The 22,369-nt window shown below is 42.3% G+C and carries 21 protein-coding genes, 2 tRNA genes and 1 pseudogene; 12 read left to right on the forward strand and 12 right to left on the reverse strand.

What is annotated here, in order from left to right; translation table 11 throughout:
- The first annotated feature begins 189 nt into the window (after positions 1–189).
- From FTV04_RS04205 to FTV04_RS04215, 3 genes are all read left to right on the forward strand, one after another.
- Positions 190–1,068, forward strand: a complete 879-nt coding sequence (locus tag FTV04_RS04205; protein WP_180088781.1) for a pirin family protein — start codon at positions 190–192, stop codon at positions 1,066–1,068.
- A gap of 430 nt (positions 1,069–1,498) precedes the next feature.
- Entirely contained in the window at positions 1,499–2,797 is a 1,299-nt protein-coding gene (locus FTV04_RS04210) for an FAD-dependent oxidoreductase (RefSeq protein WP_180088783.1), read from the forward strand.
- Between the two features lies 1 nt (position 2,798).
- Positions 2,799–3,626, forward strand: a complete 828-nt coding sequence (locus FTV04_RS04215; protein WP_180088785.1) for a cyclopropane-fatty-acyl-phospholipid synthase family protein — start codon at positions 2,799–2,801, stop codon at positions 3,624–3,626.
- Between the two features lie 51 nt (positions 3,627–3,677).
- Here the strand turns inward: FTV04_RS04215 and FTV04_RS04220 are convergent.
- The 3 genes from FTV04_RS04220 to FTV04_RS04230 form a co-directional block, all read right to left on the reverse strand.
- Positions 3,678–3,753 (reverse strand) — tRNA-Thr (locus FTV04_RS04220).
- A gap of 189 nt (positions 3,754–3,942) precedes the next feature.
- The gene (locus tag FTV04_RS04225) at positions 3,943–4,170 is read right to left on the reverse strand and encodes a hypothetical protein (protein ID WP_078190515.1); all 228 of its coding nucleotides are present in this window, start codon (positions 4,168–4,170) and stop codon (positions 3,943–3,945) included.
- Between the two features lie 428 nt (positions 4,171–4,598).
- Positions 4,599–4,689, reverse strand: a tRNA-Ser gene (locus tag FTV04_RS04230).
- A gap of 122 nt (positions 4,690–4,811) precedes the next feature.
- Here FTV04_RS04230 and FTV04_RS04235 point away from each other — a divergent pair.
- Positions 4,812–6,692 (forward strand): potassium transporter Kup, encoded by a 1,881-nt coding sequence (locus FTV04_RS04235; RefSeq protein ID WP_078193161.1) that lies wholly within the window; start codon positions 4,812–4,814, stop codon positions 6,690–6,692.
- Positions 6,693–6,894: 202 nt separating this feature from the next.
- Here the strand turns inward: FTV04_RS04235 and FTV04_RS04240 are convergent, their stop codons facing one another.
- The gene (locus FTV04_RS04240; RefSeq protein WP_180022375.1) at positions 6,895–7,611 is read right to left on the reverse strand and encodes a hypothetical protein; all 717 of its coding nucleotides are present in this window, start codon (positions 7,609–7,611) and stop codon (positions 6,895–6,897) included.
- Between the two features lie 263 nt (positions 7,612–7,874).
- Here FTV04_RS04240 and FTV04_RS04245 point away from each other — a divergent pair, with 263 nt between their 5' ends.
- The gene (locus tag FTV04_RS04245) at positions 7,875–8,963 is read left to right on the forward strand and encodes a DNA/RNA non-specific endonuclease (protein WP_180088787.1); all 1,089 of its coding nucleotides are present in this window, start codon (positions 7,875–7,877) and stop codon (positions 8,961–8,963) included.
- A gap of 117 nt (positions 8,964–9,080) precedes the next feature.
- Positions 9,081–9,329 carry a hypothetical protein gene (locus FTV04_RS04250; RefSeq protein ID WP_180002780.1) on the forward strand — a complete coding sequence of 83 codons (249 nt, stop codon included), beginning with the start codon at positions 9,081–9,083 and terminating at the stop codon, positions 9,327–9,329.
- Positions 9,330–9,426: 97 nt separating this feature from the next.
- Here FTV04_RS04250 and aqpZ read toward each other — a convergent pair.
- Together aqpZ and FTV04_RS04260 are read right to left on the reverse strand one after the other, a co-directional pair.
- Positions 9,427–10,113: pseudogene (gene aqpZ / locus FTV04_RS04255) on the reverse strand (aquaporin Z).
- 165 nt (positions 10,114–10,278) lie between these two features.
- The gene (locus FTV04_RS04260) at positions 10,279–11,289 is read right to left on the reverse strand and encodes an AraC family transcriptional regulator (RefSeq protein WP_180088789.1); all 1,011 of its coding nucleotides are present in this window, start codon (positions 11,287–11,289) and stop codon (positions 10,279–10,281) included.
- 111 nt (positions 11,290–11,400) lie between these two features.
- On the opposite strand from FTV04_RS04260, the gene FTV04_RS04265 reads away from it, so the two are divergent.
- On the forward strand, positions 11,401–12,021 hold the full coding sequence (locus FTV04_RS04265; RefSeq protein WP_180088790.1) for a sterol desaturase family protein: 621 nt from the start codon (positions 11,401–11,403) through the stop codon (positions 12,019–12,021).
- A gap of 375 nt (positions 12,022–12,396) precedes the next feature.
- On the opposite strand, the gene hisF is transcribed toward FTV04_RS04265, so the two are convergent.
- Complete coding sequence (hisF, locus tag FTV04_RS04270; RefSeq protein ID WP_373683455.1) at positions 12,397–13,158, reverse strand: imidazole glycerol phosphate synthase subunit HisF; 762 nt, start codon at positions 13,156–13,158, stop codon at positions 12,397–12,399.
- A gap of 110 nt (positions 13,159–13,268) precedes the next feature.
- Here hisF and FTV04_RS04275 point away from each other — a divergent pair, with 110 nt between their 5' ends.
- The 3 genes from FTV04_RS04275 to FTV04_RS04285 are packed head-to-tail and all read left to right on the forward strand — an operon-like array spanning position 13,269 to position 15,305.
- On the forward strand, positions 13,269–14,219 hold the full coding sequence (locus tag FTV04_RS04275; protein WP_180088792.1) for a homoserine kinase: 951 nt from the start codon (positions 13,269–13,271) through the stop codon (positions 14,217–14,219).
- A 27-nt stretch (positions 14,220–14,246) separates the two neighbouring features.
- Positions 14,247–14,873: a DUF1294 domain-containing protein gene (locus tag FTV04_RS04280; protein ID WP_180088794.1), complete on the forward strand. Its 627-nt coding sequence runs from the start codon at positions 14,247–14,249 to the stop codon at positions 14,871–14,873.
- Between the two features lie 39 nt (positions 14,874–14,912).
- A complete protein-coding gene (locus FTV04_RS04285; RefSeq protein ID WP_168378990.1) occupies positions 14,913–15,305 on the forward strand; it encodes a hypothetical protein in 393 nt (130 codons plus the stop codon).
- 347 nt (positions 15,306–15,652) lie between these two features.
- On the opposite strand, the gene FTV04_RS04290 is transcribed toward FTV04_RS04285, so the two are convergent.
- Positions 15,653–16,012: a helix-turn-helix domain-containing protein gene (locus FTV04_RS04290; protein WP_180088820.1), complete on the reverse strand. Its 360-nt coding sequence runs from the start codon at positions 16,010–16,012 to the stop codon at positions 15,653–15,655.
- 96 nt (positions 16,013–16,108) lie between these two features.
- On the opposite strand from FTV04_RS04290, the gene FTV04_RS04295 reads away from it, so the two are divergent.
- Together FTV04_RS04295 and FTV04_RS04300 are read left to right on the forward strand one after the other, a co-directional pair.
- Positions 16,109–17,440 carry an APC family permease gene (locus FTV04_RS04295; RefSeq protein WP_180050676.1) on the forward strand — a complete coding sequence of 444 codons (1,332 nt, stop codon included), beginning with the start codon at positions 16,109–16,111 and terminating at the stop codon, positions 17,438–17,440.
- Between the two features lie 60 nt (positions 17,441–17,500).
- A complete protein-coding gene (locus tag FTV04_RS04300) occupies positions 17,501–18,910 on the forward strand; it encodes an FAD-binding oxidoreductase (protein WP_180088796.1) in 1,410 nt (469 codons plus the stop codon).
- A 66-nt stretch (positions 18,911–18,976) separates the two neighbouring features.
- Here the strand turns inward: FTV04_RS04300 and FTV04_RS04305 are convergent, their stop codons facing one another.
- The 4 genes from FTV04_RS04305 to FTV04_RS04315 all read right to left on the reverse strand — a co-directional run bounded on the left by FTV04_RS04305 (position 18,977) and on the right by FTV04_RS04315 (position 22,263).
- On the reverse strand, positions 18,977–19,891 hold the full coding sequence (locus FTV04_RS04305) for a DMT family transporter (protein WP_180050682.1): 915 nt from the start codon (positions 19,889–19,891) through the stop codon (positions 18,977–18,979).
- A 69-nt stretch (positions 19,892–19,960) separates the two neighbouring features.
- On the reverse strand, positions 19,961–20,692 hold the full coding sequence (gene hisA / locus FTV04_RS04310; protein ID WP_078190493.1) for a 1-(5-phosphoribosyl)-5-[(5-phosphoribosylamino)methylideneamino]imidazole-4-carboxamide isomerase: 732 nt from the start codon (positions 20,690–20,692) through the stop codon (positions 19,961–19,963).
- Positions 20,693–21,033: 341 nt separating this feature from the next.
- On the reverse strand, positions 21,034–21,165 hold the full coding sequence (locus FTV04_RS16765) for a hypothetical protein (RefSeq protein WP_257220958.1): 132 nt from the start codon (positions 21,163–21,165) through the stop codon (positions 21,034–21,036).
- Between the two features lie 432 nt (positions 21,166–21,597).
- The gene (locus FTV04_RS04315) at positions 21,598–22,263 is read right to left on the reverse strand and encodes a 3'-5' exonuclease (RefSeq protein WP_180009272.1); all 666 of its coding nucleotides are present in this window, start codon (positions 22,261–22,263) and stop codon (positions 21,598–21,600) included.
- Positions 22,264–22,369: the final 106 nt, after the last annotated feature.

The following is a 22,369-nucleotide window of genomic DNA, read 5'->3' on the forward strand; positions in this document are numbered from 1 at the left end:
TCGTTGTATATGTCTTAAACCTTAGAATTTCGAAATTAATGCTTGGTTTTGAGTGAGGTGCAGATTTTATGTCTGAGTATTGTTCTAATTTTGAGATATAGAATGCTATCTGGAAGATGGTCAGTAAGTATTTCAAAGCTTAAAATAAGCGCTATGTTCATCCTATCGTATGAATATAGGAGCTAAGAAATGAAAAAAGTAATTGGTGTTTATCGTAATCAGCAAATGCACTGGGTGGGCGATGGTTTTCCAGTCAAAAGCTTATTTTCCTATGATCGTCTAGGTCAGGCGATTAGCCCATTTTTGCTTTTGGATTATGCGGCACCTTATCAGTTCGATCCCACCACTGCACGGCATGGTGTAGGTTCACATCCACATCGTGGTTTTGAAACGGTGACTATCGCCTACAGCGGTGAAGTGACTCATAAGGACTCAAGTGGTGGTGGCGGCACAATTCAAACAGGCGATGTGCAATGGATGACCGCAGGGTCGGGTCTGGTACATGAAGAATTTCATTCGCCTGAATTTGCTCAAGCAGGTGGTCTTTTTGAGATGGTTCAATTGTGGGTGAATTTACCGGCAAAAGACAAAATGACCCAGCCTCGTTATCAAGCGATCACACGCCAAGATATTCCTCGCATAGACATGGATGAAGGTGCAGGGCATATTCGGGTGATTGCTGGTGAAATGGGTGGTCACCTTGGGCCTGCACAAACCTTTAGTCCAGTGAATGTCTGGGATGGTGAGTTAAAAGCTCAATATGAAACCACCTTACATGTACCTGAAGGGCATAACACCATTTTGGTGGTCTTGAAGGGTGAGGTTGTGGTGAATGAAAGCCATAAAGTTCAAGACAGTTCGATGGTCATGTTTGCCAAAGATGATATCGCCATTCAGCTACAAGCGTTGCAGGACACACAATTTCTGTTACTTAGCGGTGAGCCACTAAATGAGCCGATTCAAGGTTATGGCCCATTTGTGATGAATAGCAAAGCTGAAATCATTCAAGCCTTTGATGATTTCAATAACGGAAAATTTGGTGAAATTGCAGTGGCGCATGAAGCTTAAGTGAAAATCATGCCGTTGAAATAGCCGAAAAAAAAGCCTCTGAACAGTCAGAGGCTTTTTTATTGAGCGCTGTAGTATTTATTGTTGTCATGATTTAAATATCATTTTACTTTTTATAAATTGTGATGAATTTATCACTTTCTTATGTGGCGCATCTTAGCGGTACTTGGCTTTAAAGTAAACCGAAAGTTATAAAAACGGTTAATTTAATTGTTTGGTTTTATAGAGTAATTAAAATTTTAAAGAAAAATATATTTAAAAAACAAAGCTTAAATTGTGTGCTTTTTGACTGTAAATATTTGTAAATTTAACTTAAAAACGGCTGTACTGAAATCCATACAAAAAATGCGAATCTGGTATTTTTTAATAGCTATTTTTAACTTCTGATCAGTCATACTTTTAAACTGTGTTTTATAGATGGAAAAGAAAATTGGAAATTGCAGTCATCGGTAGTGGCATGGCTGGGCTGGCTACCGCAAGAATTCTTAAAGACGCAGGGCATAACATTACAATTTTCGAAGCTCTGCCTGGTCGTGGTATGGATAGCCACAGCACTGAGTTTGAAGGCGGCTTGATCGATGCCCCTTTGCGTGTGATGAATCCACACCTCTGGAAAAATACCTTAAGTTTGGCGACCCATTTAGGGATTAAAACCTTCCCCGTCCGTACCTATATGGCATGCAGTTGGCTATTCGAAGATCGTACAGAAACGTGGTTGACCACCAGTCGTAGCCGTATTGGTAATTTCCCAATTATTAATAACCGTAAAGGCTTACAACAATATGGCTGGCGTTTAGTCAAAGGAATGTTGCAACTCAAAGCCGCGATCACTCGATTTTTTAAATCAAAAAATCAGGACATCACGCTTGCCGAGTTCATTAATAAAAATGAAATTGAAGAAGTATTTTGGCATGGTGCGGTCATGCCAGTGTTGTATACCATTTGCACCTGTAACCCGAAAACGATTGGCGAATGGCCTGCTAAACCGCTGTTGATTTTCTTGCGTCAATTGACCAATGGCGATGCCTTGCTGCGTATCCAAGGTGGTACACCTGCGTTGGTTGATAAACTGATTGAAGGTTTAAATATTCAAAGTGGTACGGCAATTACCAAAGTGCACGAGCAAGACGATAAAGTCTTGGTGGAAACTGAGGCCGGAACACATCATCTATTCGATCGTGTTGTAGTCGCGACACCAACCACCAAAACGGAAGAATTTTTAGATTCTACTCAGTTTGCTGACGATATTGAGCTCTTAAAGAAATTTAAATTTGAGCAAGGTCAGTTGGTGATCCACACTGATCAAACCGTGATGCCACCGAAGCGTAAAGATTGGTCTGTACTAAGTTATATGATGGACCGTAAATTTACCCGTCAGCAATTTACCGTGTGGCTGAACTCCATTGAGCCGAGCTTGGTGGGTAAAACCCCAGTGTTCCAAACCTGGCAGCCAGTGACTCCGATTGATCCTAAAAAAGTGATCTCTTCGGTCAGTTTGACACGCGCAGTGGTGGATTCACATACGGTGGCGCTGAATAAAGAGTTACAGCAACGACATTTATCCCCTGAGCGTAAAGTCTTCTTTTGTGGCTCATGGTCTTGCGATGGTCTGCCGATTTTAGAGTCTGCGGTAACGTCTGCTATGCATATTGCAGAAATTTTTGGTGCACCATTGCCGTTTGTGGGTTTAAAACCTAAAGTGGAGGTTGCCCCTCAACTCGGTTACTAACATGAAATGGCTTCAAGCAATTCGTCAGCACATCCCTAGCCATAAATATGCGATTAACAGTCGACTACTCGGAGATGATGCGGAACTTGCTTGGAGCAATTTGGGCTATTGGGATGATGCAAAATCATCCTATCCTGCGGCCTGTCAAAAACTCGCTTTCCATCTTGCCGAATCCATTCAATTAAAATCTACAGATCGTGTTTTAGACCTTGGTTGTGGGCAGGGCGCGAGCTTGGTTTTTTGGATGGAACATTTTCAAATTCAAAACTTATCCGCAGTCGAATTGCAAACCGAATGTGTGGAAAAAATCCAAAAAAGTTTAAATTCAAAAATCAAAATACAACAAGATTCATTTTTGAATTTAAAAAATATTTATCCACAAAACTGTATGGATGCGGTGCTGTGTATTGATGCTGCGTATCATAGTGATTTGAATTTATTGCTTTTATCAGTTGTTAATGTTTTGAATTCAAAAGGACGCTTTGCTTTTCACTATTTAATGTTGTCCGATACGTTTTTGAATTTAAATTCATTACAGCGACTGCAATATCAAAGTCTGTTGAAAGCAGCAGATGTGAATTTGAAAAATTTAAATTCAAAGCAAAATTTACAACACCAAGTGCAACAGGCAGGTTTCGAAAATATCCAGATTGAAGATATCAGCGAATTCGTATTTCAGGGTTTTGCTGATTATATTCAAGAACAAAAAAGTCAGATGAGCCTGAGTCATGTGGATCAATTCAAAATCAAGATGACGGCAAAATTGTGCGAAAAGTTGTATCGAGACGGGCTGATTCGTTATGTGCAGATTAGCGCGAGGAAGCCATAAAAGAGCGGCTCTAAAAACATCAAAGCCTCACTAAAAAGCGAGGCTAAGAAATGGTGCCGGCACACGGATTCGAACTGTGGACCTACTGATTACAAGTCAGTTGCTCTACCAACTGAGCTATGCCGGCGTTGTGGAATGCATTCTACAGATTTTTTGAAGTGGTGCAAGTTAAAAAAACAGCAAATCGAATGTAATTTATACGTTTGATTTATTCAGCATTCAACCGATGTTTGGCTCTAAAACCAGAGAAATAAAATTAGGCAATGTTTCGCCCACAAGATGTGGGCGAAAAAATAGGATGGATGAACGTTGAGTGCTATTTCATTCTTAAAATTTGGTCTAGATCCTGTGCGCATTCCTCAAGTGTATATGCCATCTCAAGTTGCATTTGTGGGCGGAGTTCATTGGCGAGCTTTCGCCATTCGTCAATCAGACGCTGTGCTTTTTGAATTTTATGTTTATTGATGTCTTTGGCAAGGGTTGGGGTATAGCCACCACGTTTGGCGTTCTTGATCTGCTTAACATAGTTCTGGCTGTTATTCATGTTCTCTCCCGAATAGCAGTGATATATGAAAGGTGTTTTTTAAGTTTTTCGTTGATCAAGTTAAAAGTACCGCAATCGCGTTTCAGTTCTATGATGTTTAAATTAATGAATAATTTTTTGAATAGTGCCTATATTGAGAGGATGATTAATTTTTAGCATAGGCTTAAGTAATTGTCTTTAGAATATAAAATTTGTATTTGTAAATAAACGTGTCTTTCTTGCTGCCAATAAAAAATCCATAAGTCGTGCATTAGGAAAAAAACGTGTGAATTAAATCCATCAATCAGGACTCAAATACTGTGAAGTCATTGAGCAAAAAAAGTTAAAAGATCAATTAGGGCGGATTTAATATTGAGAACAATAAAATTAAAAAAGGCCTAAATTTTATCAATTTAGACCTTTATTCTGCTTGGCATTGCAGTTTATTCTGGCGGTGAAAGAGGGATTCGAACCCTCGAAACGCTATAAACGTTTACACACTTTCCAGGCGTGCTCCTTCAGCCACTCGGACACTTCACCTTTTGCGCGGTGGATAATAGCGAAAAAAATATATTCTGCCAAGAGAAACAATTGAATTAGACAAAAACATCTTGAGCGGTGCTATGATTCGCAAAAATCCTGTCTAAATTGAAGACAATTATATGCAAAGTACTGCACAAAAAGCCGCATTGCCTGCCATCACCTTGGCAGCTTTGGGCGTAGTATTCGGAGACATTGGGACGAGCCCATTATATGCGCTGCGCCAATGTTTCCTCACAGCACACTTGGCGATTAGCGAAGCGTCTGTGCTGGGTATTCTGTCCCTGATTTTCTGGTGCATCATGCTGACGATTAGTTTTAAATACGTCAGCATCATTATGCGCGCAGATAACAATGGCGAGGGCGGTATTATGTCGCTGTTGGCCTTGAATCTACGGACCACACGAATTGCCGAAAACAAAAAAATCTACCTGATTGCCCTTGGCTTTATTGGGGCATCTTTGTTCTTTGGTGATGGGATCATTACCCCCGCAATCTCTGTGTTATCCGCGATTGAAGGCTTAAGTATTGCGACGCCGATGTTTAACCAATGGCTGCAACCCTTATCGATCGGTATTTTAGCGGGGCTATTTTTAGTGCAACGCCATGGCACAGGCACGATGGGTAAATTCTTTGGTCCATTGACGCTCATGTGGTTTTTATCCATTGGCGGATTTGGGTTATGGAGTATTTCACAAACGCCATTTGTGTTGACCATGATCAGTCCGCATTGGGCTTTCAATTTTGTGGTTCAGCAGCCTTATGTTGCGTTTTTGACTATGGGTGCGGTTATCTTGACGATGACAGGTGGTGAGGCAATCTATGCCGATATGGGGCATTTTGGCCGACTCCCAATCCGCTTGGCATGGTTTATTGTGGTTATGCCGTGCTTGTTGTTGAACTATGCGGGCCAAGGTGCTTTGCTACTGCGTAATCCAGAAGCTCTAGCCAATCCATTCTATATGCTGATTCCTGAATGGGCACTGTACCCAATGATTGCATTGGCGACAGCAGCCGCGGTGATTGCCTCTCAAGCGGTGATCACAGGGGTGTTCTCTATGGTCAATCAGGCGATTCAATTGCGCTATTTGCCGCGTTTGACAGTGAAACATACCTCCGAAGTTGAACGTGGTCAGATTTATTTGCCATTTATTAACTGGGCATTGTTTATCTCGGTGCTGATCTTGATCTTGCTGTTTGAAAACAGTGCGAATTTGGCCAGTGCGTACGGCGTAGCTGTGACCATGACCATGCTCTGCGGTACGATTTTGATCTCAGTTTTAGCTTATGGTTTATGGCGTTGGCCGGTTTGGAAAGTGGCGATTTTTGCAGTGCCATTTTTATTGATTGATTTGATCTTTGTTGCATCGACATCATTAAAAATCGCAGCGGGCGGTTGGGTTCCAATCCTGATTGGTGCGGTATTGTTTACGATTTTAATGACGTGGAAAGATGGACGGGCATTGGTGCTCAATCGGCTCGGTAAAGATGCTTTGCCTATTGACCTGTTTATTCGCAGTGTCAGCATGGGTAGTGAAACCAAGTTTGTTCCAGGTGATGCCGTATTCTTGACAGGAACGCCTGAGATCGTGCCTCATGCCATGTTGCATAATATTAAGCACAACAAAGTTCTGCATGAACGCAATATTATGGTTACGGTCAACACCCGAGATGTGCCATTTGTACCTGAAAATGAGCGGGTGATCACGGAAAAACTAGATGATCGATTCTATCGAATCACAATGTTTTATGGGTTTAAAGATCAGCCGAATATTCCTGCCGCTTTGGAGCATGCGTATCGTGAATTGGGCTTTGAATTTGATCTAATGCAAATCAGTTTCTTTATTTCCAGAGACCGTATTATTCATACCTTGGGTGAAGGCATGGCACCTTGGCGAGAAAAGCTGTTTATCTCTATGCAGCGAAATACCAGTCCAGTCAGCGATTTTTATCAAATTCCAACCAACCGTGTGGTTGAGTTGGGCAGTCAGATTGAAATTTAAGACGTAGATTGAACTTTTAGGCATAGATTTAAAAGTTAGACACGAAAAAGCCAGATCAATTCTGGCTTTTTTTTATCTGTAATAATTAAACTTTTTAGTCCAAAGACATAGAGATCATTCTGTTGCTTTTTCCTGGGAGTAGTATGCGAGCAAAACAACAGAATGAAGATGTTGCGTTATTTCATCCTTGAAAATACGCTGATTAGTTGATTGTCGCGTCTACATCTGCAGAGGCTTCAGGCGCAGCTTGGATGGCTTCGTCAGCAACAGGTGCTTCTGGGTTGGCTTGAATTGATGCATCTGCAGGATTTACACTTTGAGTCTCAGGTGCTGCCATAAAAGCATCTTGTTGTGCTTGAGGAGCTTCAGGCAATGCCGCTGATGCGCTATCGGCATTCACTGGCGCTTCTGCAGAAGAGGCAATGACGGGTGCAGCGTTGTTATCCGCTGATACGGCTTCAGGTGCTTGCTGTGCTGTTTCCACAGGTGCTTCAGTTACCGCGGCTTCAGGTGTATTGGCCACTGCTGTTTGTTCAGTTGGAACGGACTGCTCTGTAGGTGCAGCAGCTACACTTTGTTGTTCATTTGCGAGTGCATTTTCCGCTTCAGTCACGGCTTGTTCAGCATTTGCAGGGACTGCAGGGGCATTCGGATCGATTTGGTTTGCCTGAGCCTGTTCAGGGTTTAAGGGCTGTTCTGTTGCAGCGGCATTGACTTGTCCGGCAGGAGCTTCAACCAATTGAACTTGGCCACTTGAAACTAAGTCCTGAATGGAACCAGGTTGACCATTCACGGTGGTCACAATTTTGACTTTAGATAAGCTTTCTAATGTATCACCGGGTTGAATCGGCGGCTCTGCAAATGCTGCTGCGCTCATTAAACCTGAAATTAAACCTAAACCTAAAATTTTAGAATGCATAATCACTCCGTATATTTTTATCGCAATTTTTCGTATTTTTACCTTGTCATAATTCTTGAGGCGAATTCAATGAAACATACGCAACTGCTTCATGACCTCCTATAAAGAACTGCACAACTGCGACATAAAGTTACATCAACTGCTGCTTTGTTAAACAATATTTGTGTGATTGTTAAGCAAATTAAAAAAGAAAAGTGTACTAAAATATGCACCCTTGCTAAGCTGCGGAAAAATAGTCCTTTTAGAAGTCATTGTTGTAAGTCATGGTCAAAAAGAAACGCAATTCAGCAAATCCGCTTTCACAGTTATTTGGGCAAAATGGCATAAAAGTGCTGTTAGGTCTGGTGGCAACAGGGAGCTTTGCAATTGCTTTCGGGCAAGAAAAAATTCAACAACTTGTTTCCATGAGCAGCAGTTCAAATAGCGCCTGTTTGGACCAGTTTTACCGTGAAGTGCCACCTTATTTGGTCCGTGAAAGCCTACATAAAAACAGTTTTCCACTGTGTTTTAATGGCTTTAATGTCATGTATTCAGGGATATCCAAGACACCGCTTTGGGTTGCAGAAGCATTAACCCCCGCACGGTTGAGTCAAAAAATTCCGCGTGAAGATAACTTTCATGAAGAGACTCGCGTGCCGTCTGAATATCGGGCTTTGCTTTCAGACTATAAATCTTCAGGCTATGACCGTGGACACATGGCACCAAATGCCGATATGCCCAATAAAGCGGCACAGTTAGACAGTTTTTCTTTGGCCAATATGGTGCCGCAAGCTCCAAAAAATAATCAGCAAGTGTGGCGTGAGTTAGAAGAAGCCACACGAGCGATGGTGACCAAGCAAAAGCAAGATGTCTATGTGGTGACGGGGCCGGTGTACAGTGCGAAAAAATTAAAAACCATCGGGCAAGGGGTCATCGTGCCGACCGCCACCTATAAGGCGATCTATTTGCCGAAAAAAGGTGTTGCAGGCGTGTACTATGCGGACAATACCTTGCGTGATACGGCACCGACAGTCAAAGTCATGAGTATTTGTGCGCTAGAAGAACTGACCGGAATTAATTTCTTTCCAGAATTAACAGAAGACCAAAAGCGTAATACCTATCGGTTGCCACTCAAAGCCACCCAAGTCAAAGCAAATCAAGACATCGCTTATTTGCATTGGGATGCTGAAAGCCAGTGTGCTGCAGATGTCGCAGAAGACAAGATTTTAAGCTTGCAAAAAGACTTTAAATCGAGTGGTGGTTCTGTGGGCGAGTCATCCACGGCAAGCAGTGGAAATGACAACAATCAAGATGCCTTGGTCAAACAATTGATTGAAGAAATTCTGCAATATCTGCTACAGATTTTGAAATAATCGAGCAGATAATAGCGCTGAACGGCGAGTGATGAAGAAGATCATTGCTTGCAGTTGAAATCTTTTTCACGTATTTCTATTGCTGCATCACTACAACAAAAAAGAAGGATATCCATCATGTTCAAAGCATTTGAAAATGACACAGCGTCGCATGCAATTCATGACTTAACACTAGAAAATGGCCAAGATCGAATTAATATTTATGGCAACCTACAGGTGACGAAAGACCAAGCTGGATTAGCTGCAGCGAAAGCTTTACAGGCATTTTTCAATGATGTGGTGACAACGCTTGAGGCAGAAACCAACTTAGCTGAAAAAATAGCGCAGGGCGGTGAAGAAAACGAAGTAGAAAATCCATTTCTTTAAAGCTGTGTCATCGGCCGTCGAAGGAAGCAAAGCTCAATTCGGGATGAATGAAAAAAAGCTCACAGATTGTGAGCTTTTTTATGGTGTCTTCTTCTATTTATTCGACTTTTGCCATCAGTTTATAGATGACCGCACCAATCACCGCGCCAATGATTGGGGCTACCCAAAATAGCCAAACTTGTGATAGCGCAGCAGTTTCAGCAAAGAATGCCACACCCATACTACGCGCTGGGTTGACCGAAGTATTAGTGACGGGAATGCTGATCAGATGGATCAATGTAAGCGCAAGACCGATCGCAATTGGGGCAAATCCGGCAGGGGCACGTTTATCCGTTGCTCCCATGATCACAATCAGGAAGCCAACCGTCAGCACAATTTCAATGACTAACGCTGAGAGCATAGAGTATTTACCTGGAGATAATTCACCATAGCCATTGGTGGCAAAACCGCCGACTCCTGTAAATCCGGCCTGACCTTGTACAATGATGAATAGAATAAATGCGGCGAGAGTTGCACCCAGCTATTGAGAAATAATATAGGGTGCTAGTTCTTTCGCTTCAAAACGACCACCGGCCCACAAGCCGATACTCACGGCAGGGTTAAAATGTCCCCCTGAGATATGACCCAGCGCATAAGCAGCCGTTAATACCGTTAAACCGAAGGCCAGTGCCACGCCAGCGAAGCCAATGCCAAGCTCAGGAAAGGCCGCAGCCAAGACCGCACTACCACAACCACCAAAGACCAGCCAAAACGTACCGATCAGTTCTGCTAAATATTTATTCATTTAAAACTCCATTTGTTTTTGTCATTTGGAATAGATTTTCAATCTTTCACTCAGCATGAGTACAATCTAGTTGTGAAGTGTTGTTTTATTCATTTATTGAATATGCATAGATTTAATGGATTTTGCTGAAAATCACAATATATAAAATGATAACTGCGTCACATTTTAACTTGCTGCTTCAATTTGCGATAAGCGCCATTGCTGTGGGGTTAAATTTCGCCATTGTTTAAAAGCACGTTGAAATGCACTCTGTTCTGAATAACCCAGCAGTAGCGCAATTTCTTGCAAACTTAAATGTGGGTCTCTTAAAAATTCTTCAGCCATCATACAGCGGACCTCCTGCATGCGTTGCTGATAGGTGCTGCCTTGTTGTTGTAAATGGCGTTGTAATTGTCGGACGGACAGATTCAGTTGAGTAGCGACATGTTCAATTTGGAACTGATTTTTTTGTAAACCCATTAAGATGGCTTGCTGTAAGCGTTGGTCGATTTGCGTGGTATTCGGCAGCTTTTCCAATAAAGACTGTGCCTGTTGCATTAACAGTTTTTGTAAGGTCTGATCGCCTTGGGAAAAGGGGCGAGACAGTTCTTGAATGGGAACAATAACCTTCGACTTTTCTTGAGAAAATCGAACTTTACAACGAAAGTACTGCTCATACTGAGCGACATTTTTGGGTGCTGGATTATGAAAATGCACTTCGTGTAAATTGATATCCTCAAAATGCATGAATAATTTTAGAAACTGTAGCATTAAGGCAATCGCAATTTCATCGGTCAATTGATTGGCCATATTCATGGGTAAATCATTCCAACCGATCGAGAAAAAATCATTTTGAATATCAATCAGCAATGGGCTGCCATCGAAGATTAAGCGATGAAAATCATGGTAGCGGAGCAGCGCTTCACCCAAGTTTTCACAGGACAGGGCAATATACGCAATAATGCCAATATGTTTGGGTTGCACATGTTCTGCAATTTCTAAACCCAGAGCCGGCTTTTGGATCTTTTGATCTAAATCCATCAATAAATCACGCCAAACGGCATAATCAAAACGCTCTAAGTTTTGAACTTTATTCAGTTTTTCAGGAATAGCAATGCCTTGAGCTTGGTGATAAGCATAGAGCAAATGGCCCAGTCCTCCATAGACTGATCCTGTATAGTCCTTGAGTTGTTGCATATTTTTTTAATTCTAAATTTTGTCGTGTTTTGTCAATGATATTAAAAAAAACGGTCAATATCTAGCCCTTTTCATTACCTATAGTGGAGCTAAGAAAAGGAGATATTAGTCATGTTAAAAGGTTTTATTGCAGGGTTGGTCGTTGCCAACGCCTTTGAATGGGTCGCACATAAATATGTTTTGCATGGTACGCATCGGATAGGAAAACCTCGATATAGTCCTGTACCAGATAGCATGAAATCACATTGGGAGCATCATCGTGAAGTTCGTAAAACAGATTTTCATGATCATGGCTATGTTGAAGGCGTACAGAACTGGCGCACGAAAAATGAAATCATATCCTTGGCTGTAGTTGCAGGTGTATTTACGCCGTTATTTTACCCAGTGTCGAAAGGAATGAGCTTGGCAGTGCTGTATAGTGCTTGCAATTATTATTATATCCATCGTCGCGCACATCTTGAGCCAGAGTGGGCGATGAAAAAGATTCCATGGCACTATGACCACCATATGAACTCAAATCAGGATGCCAATTGGTGTGTGACCAAACCGTGGTTTGATTATATTTTAGGGACTCGGGTGATTTCCTCGGCGAAATTACAGGAACAGAACCCATTGGGTGTGCTGCTGCCGACAGCGATTGCGAAACCATTGTCACACTGGGTCAATCGGGTATTTCCTGCAAAGTGGGTAGCTGAGCGTGAAAAGCCAGTTGCACTTCTTGAAACGGTCTAATGTGAAAGCGTTGTACGTTGTGACAACAAGCTTTTCTACCCAATTGAGTTGTCGCAATTTGTCAACAAATTATGAATCTACTGTCAATCAAATGCAGTGCAAATGCCCTATATTTAAATCATCAAAAGGCTTGTACACGACGAGTTGATTGATGAAGTTGCTATGTATATTTTTTCATTTGTTTTAAGTATCAGACCAAGTGCTGTAGTTTTTCTTGGTTTATAGGAGCCGACAAGGCTCCTTTTTTTATGTCTATCGTTGATGAATTGTATGGGCGATGCTCTGCTACAAATCAATGGCGTTGCATCAAAAACACCAAAGCAAAAAAAAGAGCGAATCATCGCTCTTTTTCAATCTTCATTGAAAACAAGCCCATTAAAGACGCATTTCAATGCCTTGTGCTGCTAGATATTTTTTCGCTTCAGGAATGGTGTGTTGACCAAAGTGGAAAATAGAGGCTGCAAGCACCGCATCTGCGCCACCTTTTAAAATGCCATCGGCCAAATGTTGGAGGTTACCGACACCACCAGAAGCAATGGTTGGGATGGTCACACGGTCATTAATATTACGCATCAGTTCAAGGTCATAACCGGCTTTGGTTCCATCGGCATCCATCGAGGTGATGAGTAATTCACCTGCACCGAAGTCCGCCATTTTCACCGCCCATTCGATGGCATCGATGCCGGTTTCTTTACGACCACCGTGGGTGAAAATTTCCCATTTATTATCGCCGGTTTTTTTCGCATCAATAGCAACCACAATACACTGTGCGCCAAAACGCTGAGAGGCTTCTTGTACAAATTCAGGGTTATAAATAGCCGCAGAGTTAATCGAAACTTTGTCCGCACCAGCATTTAATAACAGGCGGATATCTTCTACTTTACGCACGCCACCACCGACTGTTAATGGCACAAATACAGACTCAGCCATACGCTCTACCGTACGGTAAGTGGTATCACGACCATTTGAGGTTGCGGTAATGTCTAAGAAGGTAATTTCGTCCGCACCTTGTTCGTTATAACGGCGTGCAACTTCAACTGGATCGCCTGCATCACGAATATCAAGAAATTGAACACCTTTCACTACACGACCGTTGTCCACGTCGAGGCAAGGAATAATACGTTTAGCAAGCATAATTTTTTCCAAAAATAACAGCCGATTATGAAACTTCGCGACTTAGATGCTACACCTTAGTAGTCGGAGCGGTTATTCTATCAAAAATATGTAAGTTTTTTCGCAGGTTTTCTATGTCGGTTTATACCACTTTGACTTTAAAGGAAGTTCAGGATTTTGCAGCACCTTATGGACTGGAGGTGATTGACCTGATTCCGATTCAAGGCGGTATTCAAAATACCAACTATTTTATTGTTTGCGAAAATGGTACGCAGTATGTATTAACCGTTTTTGAAGAGATGGACGAGCAAGGTGCAGGGGAGCTGGTTCCTGTACTCGAACACTTGGGGCAGGCTGGTCTAACTGTGCCTGTACCGCTGAATCATTCGGGTAAAGCGATTCATAGCTTAAAGGATAAACCTGCACAGATTGCGCCACGCATGCAAGGTCAACATCCCATGCCTGCAAGCTTAGCGCAAGCAGAGGCGATTGCTGTTGCCCAAGCGAAAATGCATGTGGCTTTACAAGATTTCCCTTTGGAACGTGCAGAATATCGTGATCATGCTTATTGGTTACAAGTTTCACGCGATATTCGTCCAACATTAAATGAAGCAGATACCACGTTGCTCAACAATCTGTTGGGCTTATATGACATCTTAACGGCGATGTATCCAGACCGTCCTGCCGGTTTTATTCATTCTGATCTGTTCCGTGACAATACTCTATTTGAAGGCGATCAACTCAACGGTATTTTAGACTTTTATGAGTTAAATAAAGACGAACTCTTGTTTGATATTGCTATTACTTTAAATGACTTCTGTACTGAATATCCGGATGTGCATTTGAATGAAGACAAAGCCATTGCCTTTTTAAATGCTTATGAAAGCGTGCGTCCATTAACCGCAGATGAAAAATCATGCCTAGAGTTGTATTTGGCGATGGCTGCAGGTCGTTTCTGGATGATGCGTTTACAGGTGGCACAGAAAAATGCGGCAGAAGGCCGTACAGGGGATGATATTTTGCAGAAAAACCCTGCTGAAATGCGTAATATGCTGATTGAACGATTAAAATTCGTCACAGCATAAATTTTAAAAACAACGAGAGGGAAAAGCATGCGTGATCAAGGACGCTTAGTAGAATGGTTTGATGACAAGGGCTACGGCTTCATTCAACCGAACGATAGCACCAAAGATCGCGTATTTTTGCACATTAAAGATTTTTCCCGTCCCGGCCCACGACCAATCGTGGGCTGCGCGTTGGATTATGCTGTGACCTTAGACGAACGCGGACGCTTTCGTGCACAGCAAGTGCATTATTTAAAAGCCTCACAAACCAAAGCTACACAACGCCCTAATAAAAAAAATGTGGTGCAGATGCCGCGTCAGGCAGAGCCGATGCAAATCTTGTGCATCATTTATATCCTCGCCTTGGCGGGTTTGTCTGTGGCGGGTTTACTCAGTGGCATGGTGCTGCTTTTTGTGAGTATTATCAATGTCCTGACCTATTGGTTCTATGCGCAGGATAAAGAAGCTGCGCAAATGGGGAACCGACGCGTGCCAGAAAATACACTGCATCTTTTGTCTTTTTTAGGTGGGTGGCCGGCGGCATGGCTGGCTCAGCAACGTTTGCGGCATAAAACACAAAAACAACCATTTCGAAAAATATATTTCTGTACTATAGCCTTTAACATATTACTGATTTTATGGCTGATTTCACCATTTAATATCCTGCATATCTAGGGTGGAATGATCCGCAAAATCATCATGACGGAGAGCGAAATGAATTATTCCATTGATAAAGATCCAAACCGCCTGCTCACGATTATTTTGTATATTCTTTATATTGTGGCGATTTTTTCTGCCGGCTTGCTTGCGGTCCTCGCGTTGATTATCAATTACGTCAAACGCAGTGATGTTCGCGGCACGATTTTTGAAAGCCATTTTACTTGGCAGATCCGTACGTTTTGGTGGTATCTCATTTGGAACATCATTGCTTTCGTGCCTTTTATTTTTCTGTTCTTTACCGGCAATAATGCCAATGCCTTTGCGGGTGTGGCACTGGGAGCGAGTACCTTCTGTGTCACGGTGATCGGACTGTCTTGGTTATGGATTGTGTACCGCGCGATTAAAGGTTTAATTCGTGTCAATGACAACAGACCGATGTATGAGTAAATACAGCAGCATAATGACAAGCGACCCATGGGTCGCTTTTATTTTTTTCGTTTGACCATTCGATAGGCGGCATCAAAAAATGCTCTTTTATAAAGCAATTGCACATAAAAGTGCTTAACTTTGGTTATTTAAGCAAAATTGACTATACATTTTTAAGAATTATAACTTACATTTTTAATAAAATAACTTTGCTTATTTAATTTTATTAAGTTACATATTTATTTTTATTATTTTACATTCTTAATAATATAAATTTACGTTTTTACTAAAATAACTATACATTAATGTATAGTTATTTATTTAAATTATTTTCTGAATTTTTATTTAACATTACAGCAGTTTAGGTATTAGCTATAGAATCGACCACGGCGACGGCGCATACCTAAAACGTGTATTGCGCGTACCAATACCGCATACGAAACAGGATAGCTAAATCGCTGTTCAAATAATGGAACCAGATCACTTATATTTTTAAATTTTGTATTTTTTACAAACACTTGAAATTCATTCCAGTCGCGAATGTGGCCCGGTGCACCACGGTTTCTTGCGGCTTTTGGGAGCAAACTTCCGGTCTCTTCCTCCAGGCGAATCCAAGCATCCAAGGTGACTCGAGAGATGTTAAACTCTTTGCAAACAGCCACTTTGTAATCAGTTTTTTTATACATCAGAATGGCTAATTTTCTAGTTTCTAAATCATACTTTGGCATTTTTTGAATCATCATTAAAATAATGAATGAATATTATATGGCATGTTGATTGCAAAAGAACCTGTAACGCAAATAAATATAGTTCAGGTGACGTGCATGGAAACTTCAGCGTCTGTTTTAAAAAAAATGTCTTTATGGCAAGTGGTGATTATTGGTGTCGCATATATGACGCCAATGGTTGTGTTTGATACTTTTGGCATTGTGTCCGGTATTACAGATGGCCGTGTGCCGCTGGCCTATATTTTGGCTTTATTTGCCATGCTCCTCACCGCATTTAGTTATGCGCGTTTTAGTAAGCATTCGGATAAACCGGGTTCTGCTTATACCTACACTGCAGAATCTTGCGGGCCTCAAACTGGCTTTTTTGTCGGTTGGTGTTCTTTACTGGATTACATCATGCTGCCATTGGTCAATGCGCTTTTGGCAAGTATTTATTTAGAAGCAGTGATTCCAAGCGTGCCGTACTGGGCATGGGTGATTTTGTTTACTAGCTTAGTCACGCTCATCAACTGCTTCCGTATCAATATTTTGGCCAATTTAAGCATGATCTTTGTCTGTGCGCCTGTACTGCTGATGGGCTTTTTTATCTATCTCGTTATTAAAGGTATAGGGAGTGAGCAAGGTTATGCGCATGTCTTGACGCTCGCGCCGCTATTTAATGGTGATACGTCAATTTTGCCACTTATCGCAGGGGCTTCAATCCTGTGCTTTAGCTTCTTAGGTTTTGATGCGGTGACGACCATGTCACATGAAACCAAAGACCCGAAACGCACAATTCCTCGAGCGGTTATCCTAACCACGCTTACGGGCGGTGTGATTTTTATTACAGCATCCTGGTTTGTGCAATTGTATTTTCCAACCAATGTCCGTTTTAACAACCCAGATGAAGCGCTCCCTGAGATCGTCCTGTACGTGGGTGGGGCGCTATTTCAATCAGTATTTTTATGCGCCCAAATTATGAATACATTTGCTTCTGGGCTTGCCACGCATGCCAGCGCATCACGCCTAATTCATATTATGGGACGAGACGGCATTTTTCATAAAGGCACATTTGGTCAAGTGCATAGCAAGTTAGGCACACCTTTATATGCAGTATTGCTGATCGGTCTGATTTCATTGGCAGCCATTCGTTTAGATTTAGCTACAGTGGTGAGCATGATTAGCTTTGGTGCCCTCATTGCCTTTACCGCCGTGAACTTCTCCGTGTTTATGAAGTTTTATGTACGTGATGGTCAACGTCATGGTCTTAAAAATATCTGCCTGAACATGCTGCTGCCGCTACTTTCAGTGGCAGCGATTATGTGCCTTTGGGTGAGCCTAGAACACAACGCCTTGGTTTGCGGAGGTATTTGGCTGGCAGTGGGCGTCGTATTGTTCGCTTATAAAAAGTTAAGAAAACAAAATATTGTGATTGGCAATGCGTATTAAGAGGCTGAAGCCTCTATAGCGATCAAACAGAATTGAATTGATAAATAGGAATGTAAAAAAATGAATACAAAGCCAAAATTTGTAGACGATGTTGAATATAAAAACAGTGTAAATGTGCAAAGCGGTAAGGAGTGGAACTGGGTCAATCCTGCTCGCGGCAGTTTTGATTTTCCAGCCAATTATTATGAAAGCTCACTGCAAGAATGGCAGGCTTTTGATGCCCTTAATGCGGATGTTGAGTGTGATGTGGTGGTGATCGGCGGCGGCTTGTTGGGCACATCTACGGCACTGCATTTGGCGGAACAGGGTGTGGACACGGTGCTGGTGGAAAAAAACCGTATTGGCAGTGCTGCATCGGGGCGTAATGGTGGACAGCTAACTCCTGGGTTGGCGCGTTGGGAAGCGGGGGAAATGATTGAACACTTTAGTTATGAGGATGCTAAACGTTTATGGCACTTCACTTCGACTGAGGCCATGTCTTTAATTGACCAAATTGCGCAGAACTATGATTTAGATCTACAACGCAAACATCAGCACATTACCGCAGCCGTACACCCAGGGCATTTGGTGGGTTTAACTGAAGGTGCAGATGCGCGTAAATATTTGGGTGAAGACCATACCCAGATTATGGGCAAGCACGAGTTGTTTGAGCATGTGAAATCGGAAAATTATTATGGCGGTTTACTCGATACTCTCGGCGGGCATATTCATCCCTTGGCATTAAACCGTGGCCTTGCTTATGGTTTTAGTCAACAAGGTGGCAAAATCTATGAGCAAACCGAAGTGCTGTCGGTGGATGAGCGTGAAGATGGGATTTACGTGACAACCACTGGCGGTGTGATTAAAGCACGTAAGAGCGCCGTGATTGGGGTCCATCATGCCTCATTTAAACTGCTGCAAAGCCATAATCAAACCACCATTCCATTTTATACTTATGTGTGTACCACAGCGCCCTTAGAGCTCGATCTTGCTGAAATTCTGCCGAGTGATGCGCCTGTGTACGATACGCAGTTTCAAATTGATTATTATCGCGGTGTATCTAAAAACCGTTTGCTATTTGGCGGTGAAGGGACGGGCTCTTGCTGGACGCCTGAAAAAACCCATGATTATTTACTGAGCCGAATCAAGCATGTGTTCCCGCAATTGACACAGGTTGAGCTGGACTTTGTTTGGAGTGGCACCACAGATTTAACCATGAATGGCGCAGCCGATAGCCGTAAGTCCGATGGGAAATATCCGATTTATGCGGTACAAGGCTGGAGCGGTCATGGCGTGGCGCAAACCGTGCGTATAGGCAAAGCCATTGCCGATGATTTTTGTGGCAATGCCGATGACTTTAAAATGCTCACCAGTATTCAGCATCAGGACATTTTGTTTGGTCGCGCACTTGCACCAATGGTGATTCCAATGGCGAAAACCGCTTATGGGCTGGGGGCAATGGTCAATCCGGGCAAGATGGTGTCCTTCTAAATTTAAGTCTTTTTTATGAAGGATATCGCTTAAAAGCGCCCTCATTATTGAGGGCGCTTTTGCGTGTTAAGGCATTTCTTCTGTAATTTTGTCTTTATTTTTCTTTAAGAATTTCGGCCGCCATTCACTCACAATCACACCGAGAACCACGCAAAGCCCGCCAATAAGGGCGAGCGGTGTTAAGCGTTCACCAGCAAGTCGCCCAATGATCGCGGCCCAAACCGGTTCACCTGCATAGATGATTGCTGCCTGTGCAGGATCAACCATGCGCTGCGCCCAGTTCATCACCAGTTGAATCACGGCGCTGGCAAGCCCCAATCCGCAGAGTACAGCGATTAATGGCCATTCAAATTTTGGCAAAGTGGTTTCACCCACCAGTGGGGCAAAGCAAAAACAGAACAGAGAGGCAAATGCCAACTGTAGAACCGTCACTCTGCGCAGATTGACGCGGGGCGCAAAATAGCTGATCAAGATAATTTCAAAGGCAATGGCAATCGAACCGAGCAGCGTAATGATTTGTCCAAAATTGAGCTGAATAGCGCCAAAACCATTACCCGTTAAAAAGACCAAACCGACAAAAGCCAAACTTACACCCAGCCATGTCATCACATGTGGTTTATGCCGAAAACACAGCCACATAAAAATCGGAACCAGCGGTACATACAGCGCTGTTAAAAAAGCCGATTCACTGCTGCTGATGCTTTGTAAGCCGACTGTTTGCGTCGCATAGCCGATTGCAATCACCGCGCCAATACTTGCGCCCGCAATGACATCGTATTGAGAAAAATGTCTAAGATATTTGAGCGATAACAGACTCACAGCCAGTGTAGCTGCGGCAAAACGTAGACCGACAAACAGCACTGGACTGCTAAAATTTAAACCGTATTGCACGGTGATAAAACTGGCGCCCCAAATCATGGTAATCAGGATGAGTGCGAGCTGCGGAAACTTGGCTTTCCAAGCAGATTGGACGGTTGGCATGTGTATTTGAATGTTCAAAGAGGAGAAATAAAAAAAGAGGCCCGAAGACCTCTTTTCTGCTCGGGTAAATTACAAGCTTTGTTGATCAAGCAGTAATTGAGCTTCACGAAGGTTCAATGTGCCTTCATAAATTGCACGACCGGTAATCGCACCTAAAATGCCCGGTTGGCCTTTTAAGTTACGCACGTCGTCAAGGTTGGTCACGCCACCCGATGCAATAACAGGTAAGCCTGAATACGTTGCAAGGTTAACGGTTTGTTCAACGTTCACACCTTGCATCATGCCATCACGTGCGATGTCGGTGTAGACAATGCTTGATACGCCAGCATCTGCAAAGCGTTTTGCCAAATCAGTAGCTTTCACGTCTGTGACATTTGCCCAACCATCTGTTGCCACCATGCCGTTCATGGCATCGATACCGACAATGATATGGCCTGCAAATTTTTTGCACGCTTCTTCAACAAATTCAGGCTCTTTCACTGCTTTTGTACCAATGATGACAAACGATACGCCTGCATCAAGGTAATGTTCAATGGTTTCAAGTGAGCGGATACCACCACCAATTTGAATTGGCAATTCAGGCTGTGCTTTAGCAATCGCTTCAACCACAGGCTTATGAATCGGTGTACCAGCGAAAGCACCGTTTAAATCTACCAAATGTAAGCGACGCGCGCCTTCATTTACCCAATGCTGTGCAGTTGCCACTGGATCGTCAGAAAATACGGTATCGTCTTCCATACGACCTTGTTTTAAACGGACACATTTGCCATCTTTCAGGTCAATTGCAGGGATGATCAGCATGCTTTCGCTCCTTGCTCAATCAAATTAAGAATGAATTTGTGCCTAATCTTATCAAATAAACGGCTATTCACTAAATGCTAATATCAGAATTGATGAATTAAAAAAGCCTGACAAGTGTCAGGCTAGTGCAAATAGAGGATTGGATTTTATTCTTGGTTACAACAATTGCGCTGTGTATTAGCGTTTTTAGTCATTAAACATAAGCGGTTGTTTGTAATAAATCGCTGTTTACGGATTGAAGTAACGTACCAACCAACTGATTTTCAACCGCGAGTACTTTTTCGATGTCTCCCCCAATGAGTGGAAACTCAGTGAGTGCATCCGTTAAGGGCGCTGTTAAGCTACTTACGGTCTCTAATACGCTGTCTACAGTATCCAAAAACAGTATTTAAAACCAGTCCAACCGCTTTACTGATTCCTTGTAAAGTCAGGCTGAGTACACCGCTGATTTTTCCTGTAAATAAGTTCAACATGTCAGGTTCTCCAAGCTTTTAGATTATGATGTGTTATGTATTTGGCAGATTTGTTTTAGCAAAAGGAGATAGATGAAAATAAATTATGAAAGCATAGAAAGAATGAGATAAATCATGTAATTCTGCTAGAAAATCTAGAGAGATCAAAACCTTAGTCGAATAAAAATATAAATGTGTATTAATGTAATTAAAATGAGTTAAATCAAAGATATAAATGTACTTAAAAGGTGCGATTTTATTTTTTTAGACTGTGCAGTGACTATTTTTAAGGCAATAAGGTACTGTTCAAATCTTTAGCGCAAATAAACTGCAAATTCATTGGCACTCTTCAGCCGACCTTTGCACTTGGTCATGCCATAGATTGGGGCAATATCCAGTTACAGAGCGGTTACATCGCTGAATATAATTTAAATCATTAAAATAATTAAGGGTTTATAATTTCATGTGCGGACGAATTCTTAGTTTGAGGGAGGTATTGGGAATGGTTTTAGGTAATAAGCCACGTTGTAATAATTCTTCAAAGACCAAAACAGGGGCATAAGCATCGGCAGCGGCATAACGAATTTGCTCCGGACTTATGCGCTTTTTGGCCCAATTGGAGGTGCTGACCGATTTAGATTTTGGAAAATTCACACGAAAAAGCAGTGCCATGGCATTTTTTAAACCGACGGGTTGGGTTAAGCCAAAAGAAGCAAAGCACTTGGAGAGTTCCAAGACACTATTCAGTTCGATGCCTTTTTTACGAAATAAATGCGCATCATTTTTTAAGCCAAAACCTACTTTAATTTGATCCCGATTACTCAAGATTGGTCTTAAAAAATCCCAAGTGCATTCGTTCATTTGAAACAACCACGCCTGTTGCGCCGTCGCAAGTTGGATTAAATGTGGACCGGTAGAGACCTCACCTTTACGAAAAGTCGGCTTAGATTCAGAGTCGAAACCGAATAAGGCAGTCGTCTGCAATTCATCGGCCCAGTGTTGGCATTGTTCTGCATTGTGAATGACATGGATCTGCTCTGGCACTAAATTTTGGAACAATGGAAAATTTTTAATCTGTTCTTTTGTTGGCAAAATAGGTGTCGGTAGAGCATCAGTCATTGTGATTTAATTCAAAGGCTTGTTGTTGCAGCCTAGAGCGTTTAGTAGGGAAATGCAAATACCGAGATGCGGCGTTGAGCATGAGCCTTCGACTCACCTGCCTGTC

The organism is Acinetobacter sp. YH12219 (assembly GCF_013417875.1).
GTDB lineage: Bacteria > Pseudomonadota > Gammaproteobacteria > Pseudomonadales > Moraxellaceae > Acinetobacter > Acinetobacter amyesii.

What these genes read in the sequence shown, in the direction of transcription:
- FTV04_RS04205 (WP_180088781.1), top strand. Translation starts at nt 190, where the DNA reads ATGAAAAAAGTAATTGGTGTTTATCGTAATCAGCAAATGCACTGGGTG.
- FTV04_RS04215 (WP_180088785.1), top strand. Translation starts at nt 2,799, where the DNA reads ATGAAATGGCTTCAAGCAATTCGTCAGCACATCCCTAGCCATAAATAT.
- FTV04_RS04225 (WP_078190515.1), bottom strand. Translation starts at nt 4,170, where the DNA reads ATGAATAACAGCCAGAACTATGTTAAGCAGATCAAGAACGCCAAACGT.
- FTV04_RS04235 (WP_078193161.1), top strand. Translation starts at nt 4,812, where the DNA reads ATGCAAAGTACTGCACAAAAAGCCGCATTGCCTGCCATCACCTTGGCA.
- FTV04_RS04240 (WP_180022375.1), bottom strand. Translation starts at nt 7,611, where the DNA reads ATGCATTCTAAAATTTTAGGTTTAGGTTTAATTTCAGGTTTAATGAGC.
- FTV04_RS04245 (WP_180088787.1), top strand. Translation starts at nt 7,875, where the DNA reads ATGGTCAAAAAGAAACGCAATTCAGCAAATCCGCTTTCACAGTTATTT.
- FTV04_RS04250 (WP_180002780.1), top strand. Translation starts at nt 9,081, where the DNA reads ATGTTCAAAGCATTTGAAAATGACACAGCGTCGCATGCAATTCATGAC.
- FTV04_RS04260 (WP_180088789.1), bottom strand. Translation starts at nt 11,289, where the DNA reads ATGCAACAACTCAAGGACTATACAGGATCAGTCTATGGAGGACTGGGC.
- FTV04_RS04265 (WP_180088790.1), top strand. Translation starts at nt 11,401, where the DNA reads ATGTTAAAAGGTTTTATTGCAGGGTTGGTCGTTGCCAACGCCTTTGAA.
- FTV04_RS04275 (WP_180088792.1), top strand. Translation starts at nt 13,269, where the DNA reads ATGTCGGTTTATACCACTTTGACTTTAAAGGAAGTTCAGGATTTTGCA.
- FTV04_RS04280 (WP_180088794.1), top strand. Translation starts at nt 14,247, where the DNA reads ATGCGTGATCAAGGACGCTTAGTAGAATGGTTTGATGACAAGGGCTAC.
- FTV04_RS04285 (WP_168378990.1), top strand. Translation starts at nt 14,913, where the DNA reads ATGAATTATTCCATTGATAAAGATCCAAACCGCCTGCTCACGATTATT.
- FTV04_RS04290 (WP_180088820.1), bottom strand. Translation starts at nt 16,012, where the DNA reads ATGCCAAAGTATGATTTAGAAACTAGAAAATTAGCCATTCTGATGTAT.
- FTV04_RS04295 (WP_180050676.1), top strand. Translation starts at nt 16,109, where the DNA reads ATGGAAACTTCAGCGTCTGTTTTAAAAAAAATGTCTTTATGGCAAGTG.
- FTV04_RS04300 (WP_180088796.1), top strand. Translation starts at nt 17,501, where the DNA reads ATGAATACAAAGCCAAAATTTGTAGACGATGTTGAATATAAAAACAGT.
- FTV04_RS04305 (WP_180050682.1), bottom strand. Translation starts at nt 19,891, where the DNA reads ATGCCAACCGTCCAATCTGCTTGGAAAGCCAAGTTTCCGCAGCTCGCA.
- hisA (WP_078190493.1), bottom strand. Translation starts at nt 20,692, where the DNA reads ATGCTGATCATCCCTGCAATTGACCTGAAAGATGGCAAATGTGTCCGT.
- FTV04_RS16765 (WP_257220958.1), bottom strand. Translation starts at nt 21,165, where the DNA reads ATGTTGAACTTATTTACAGGAAAAATCAGCGGTGTACTCAGCCTGACT.
- FTV04_RS04315 (WP_180009272.1), bottom strand. Translation starts at nt 22,263, where the DNA reads ATGACTGATGCTCTACCGACACCTATTTTGCCAACAAAAGAACAGATT.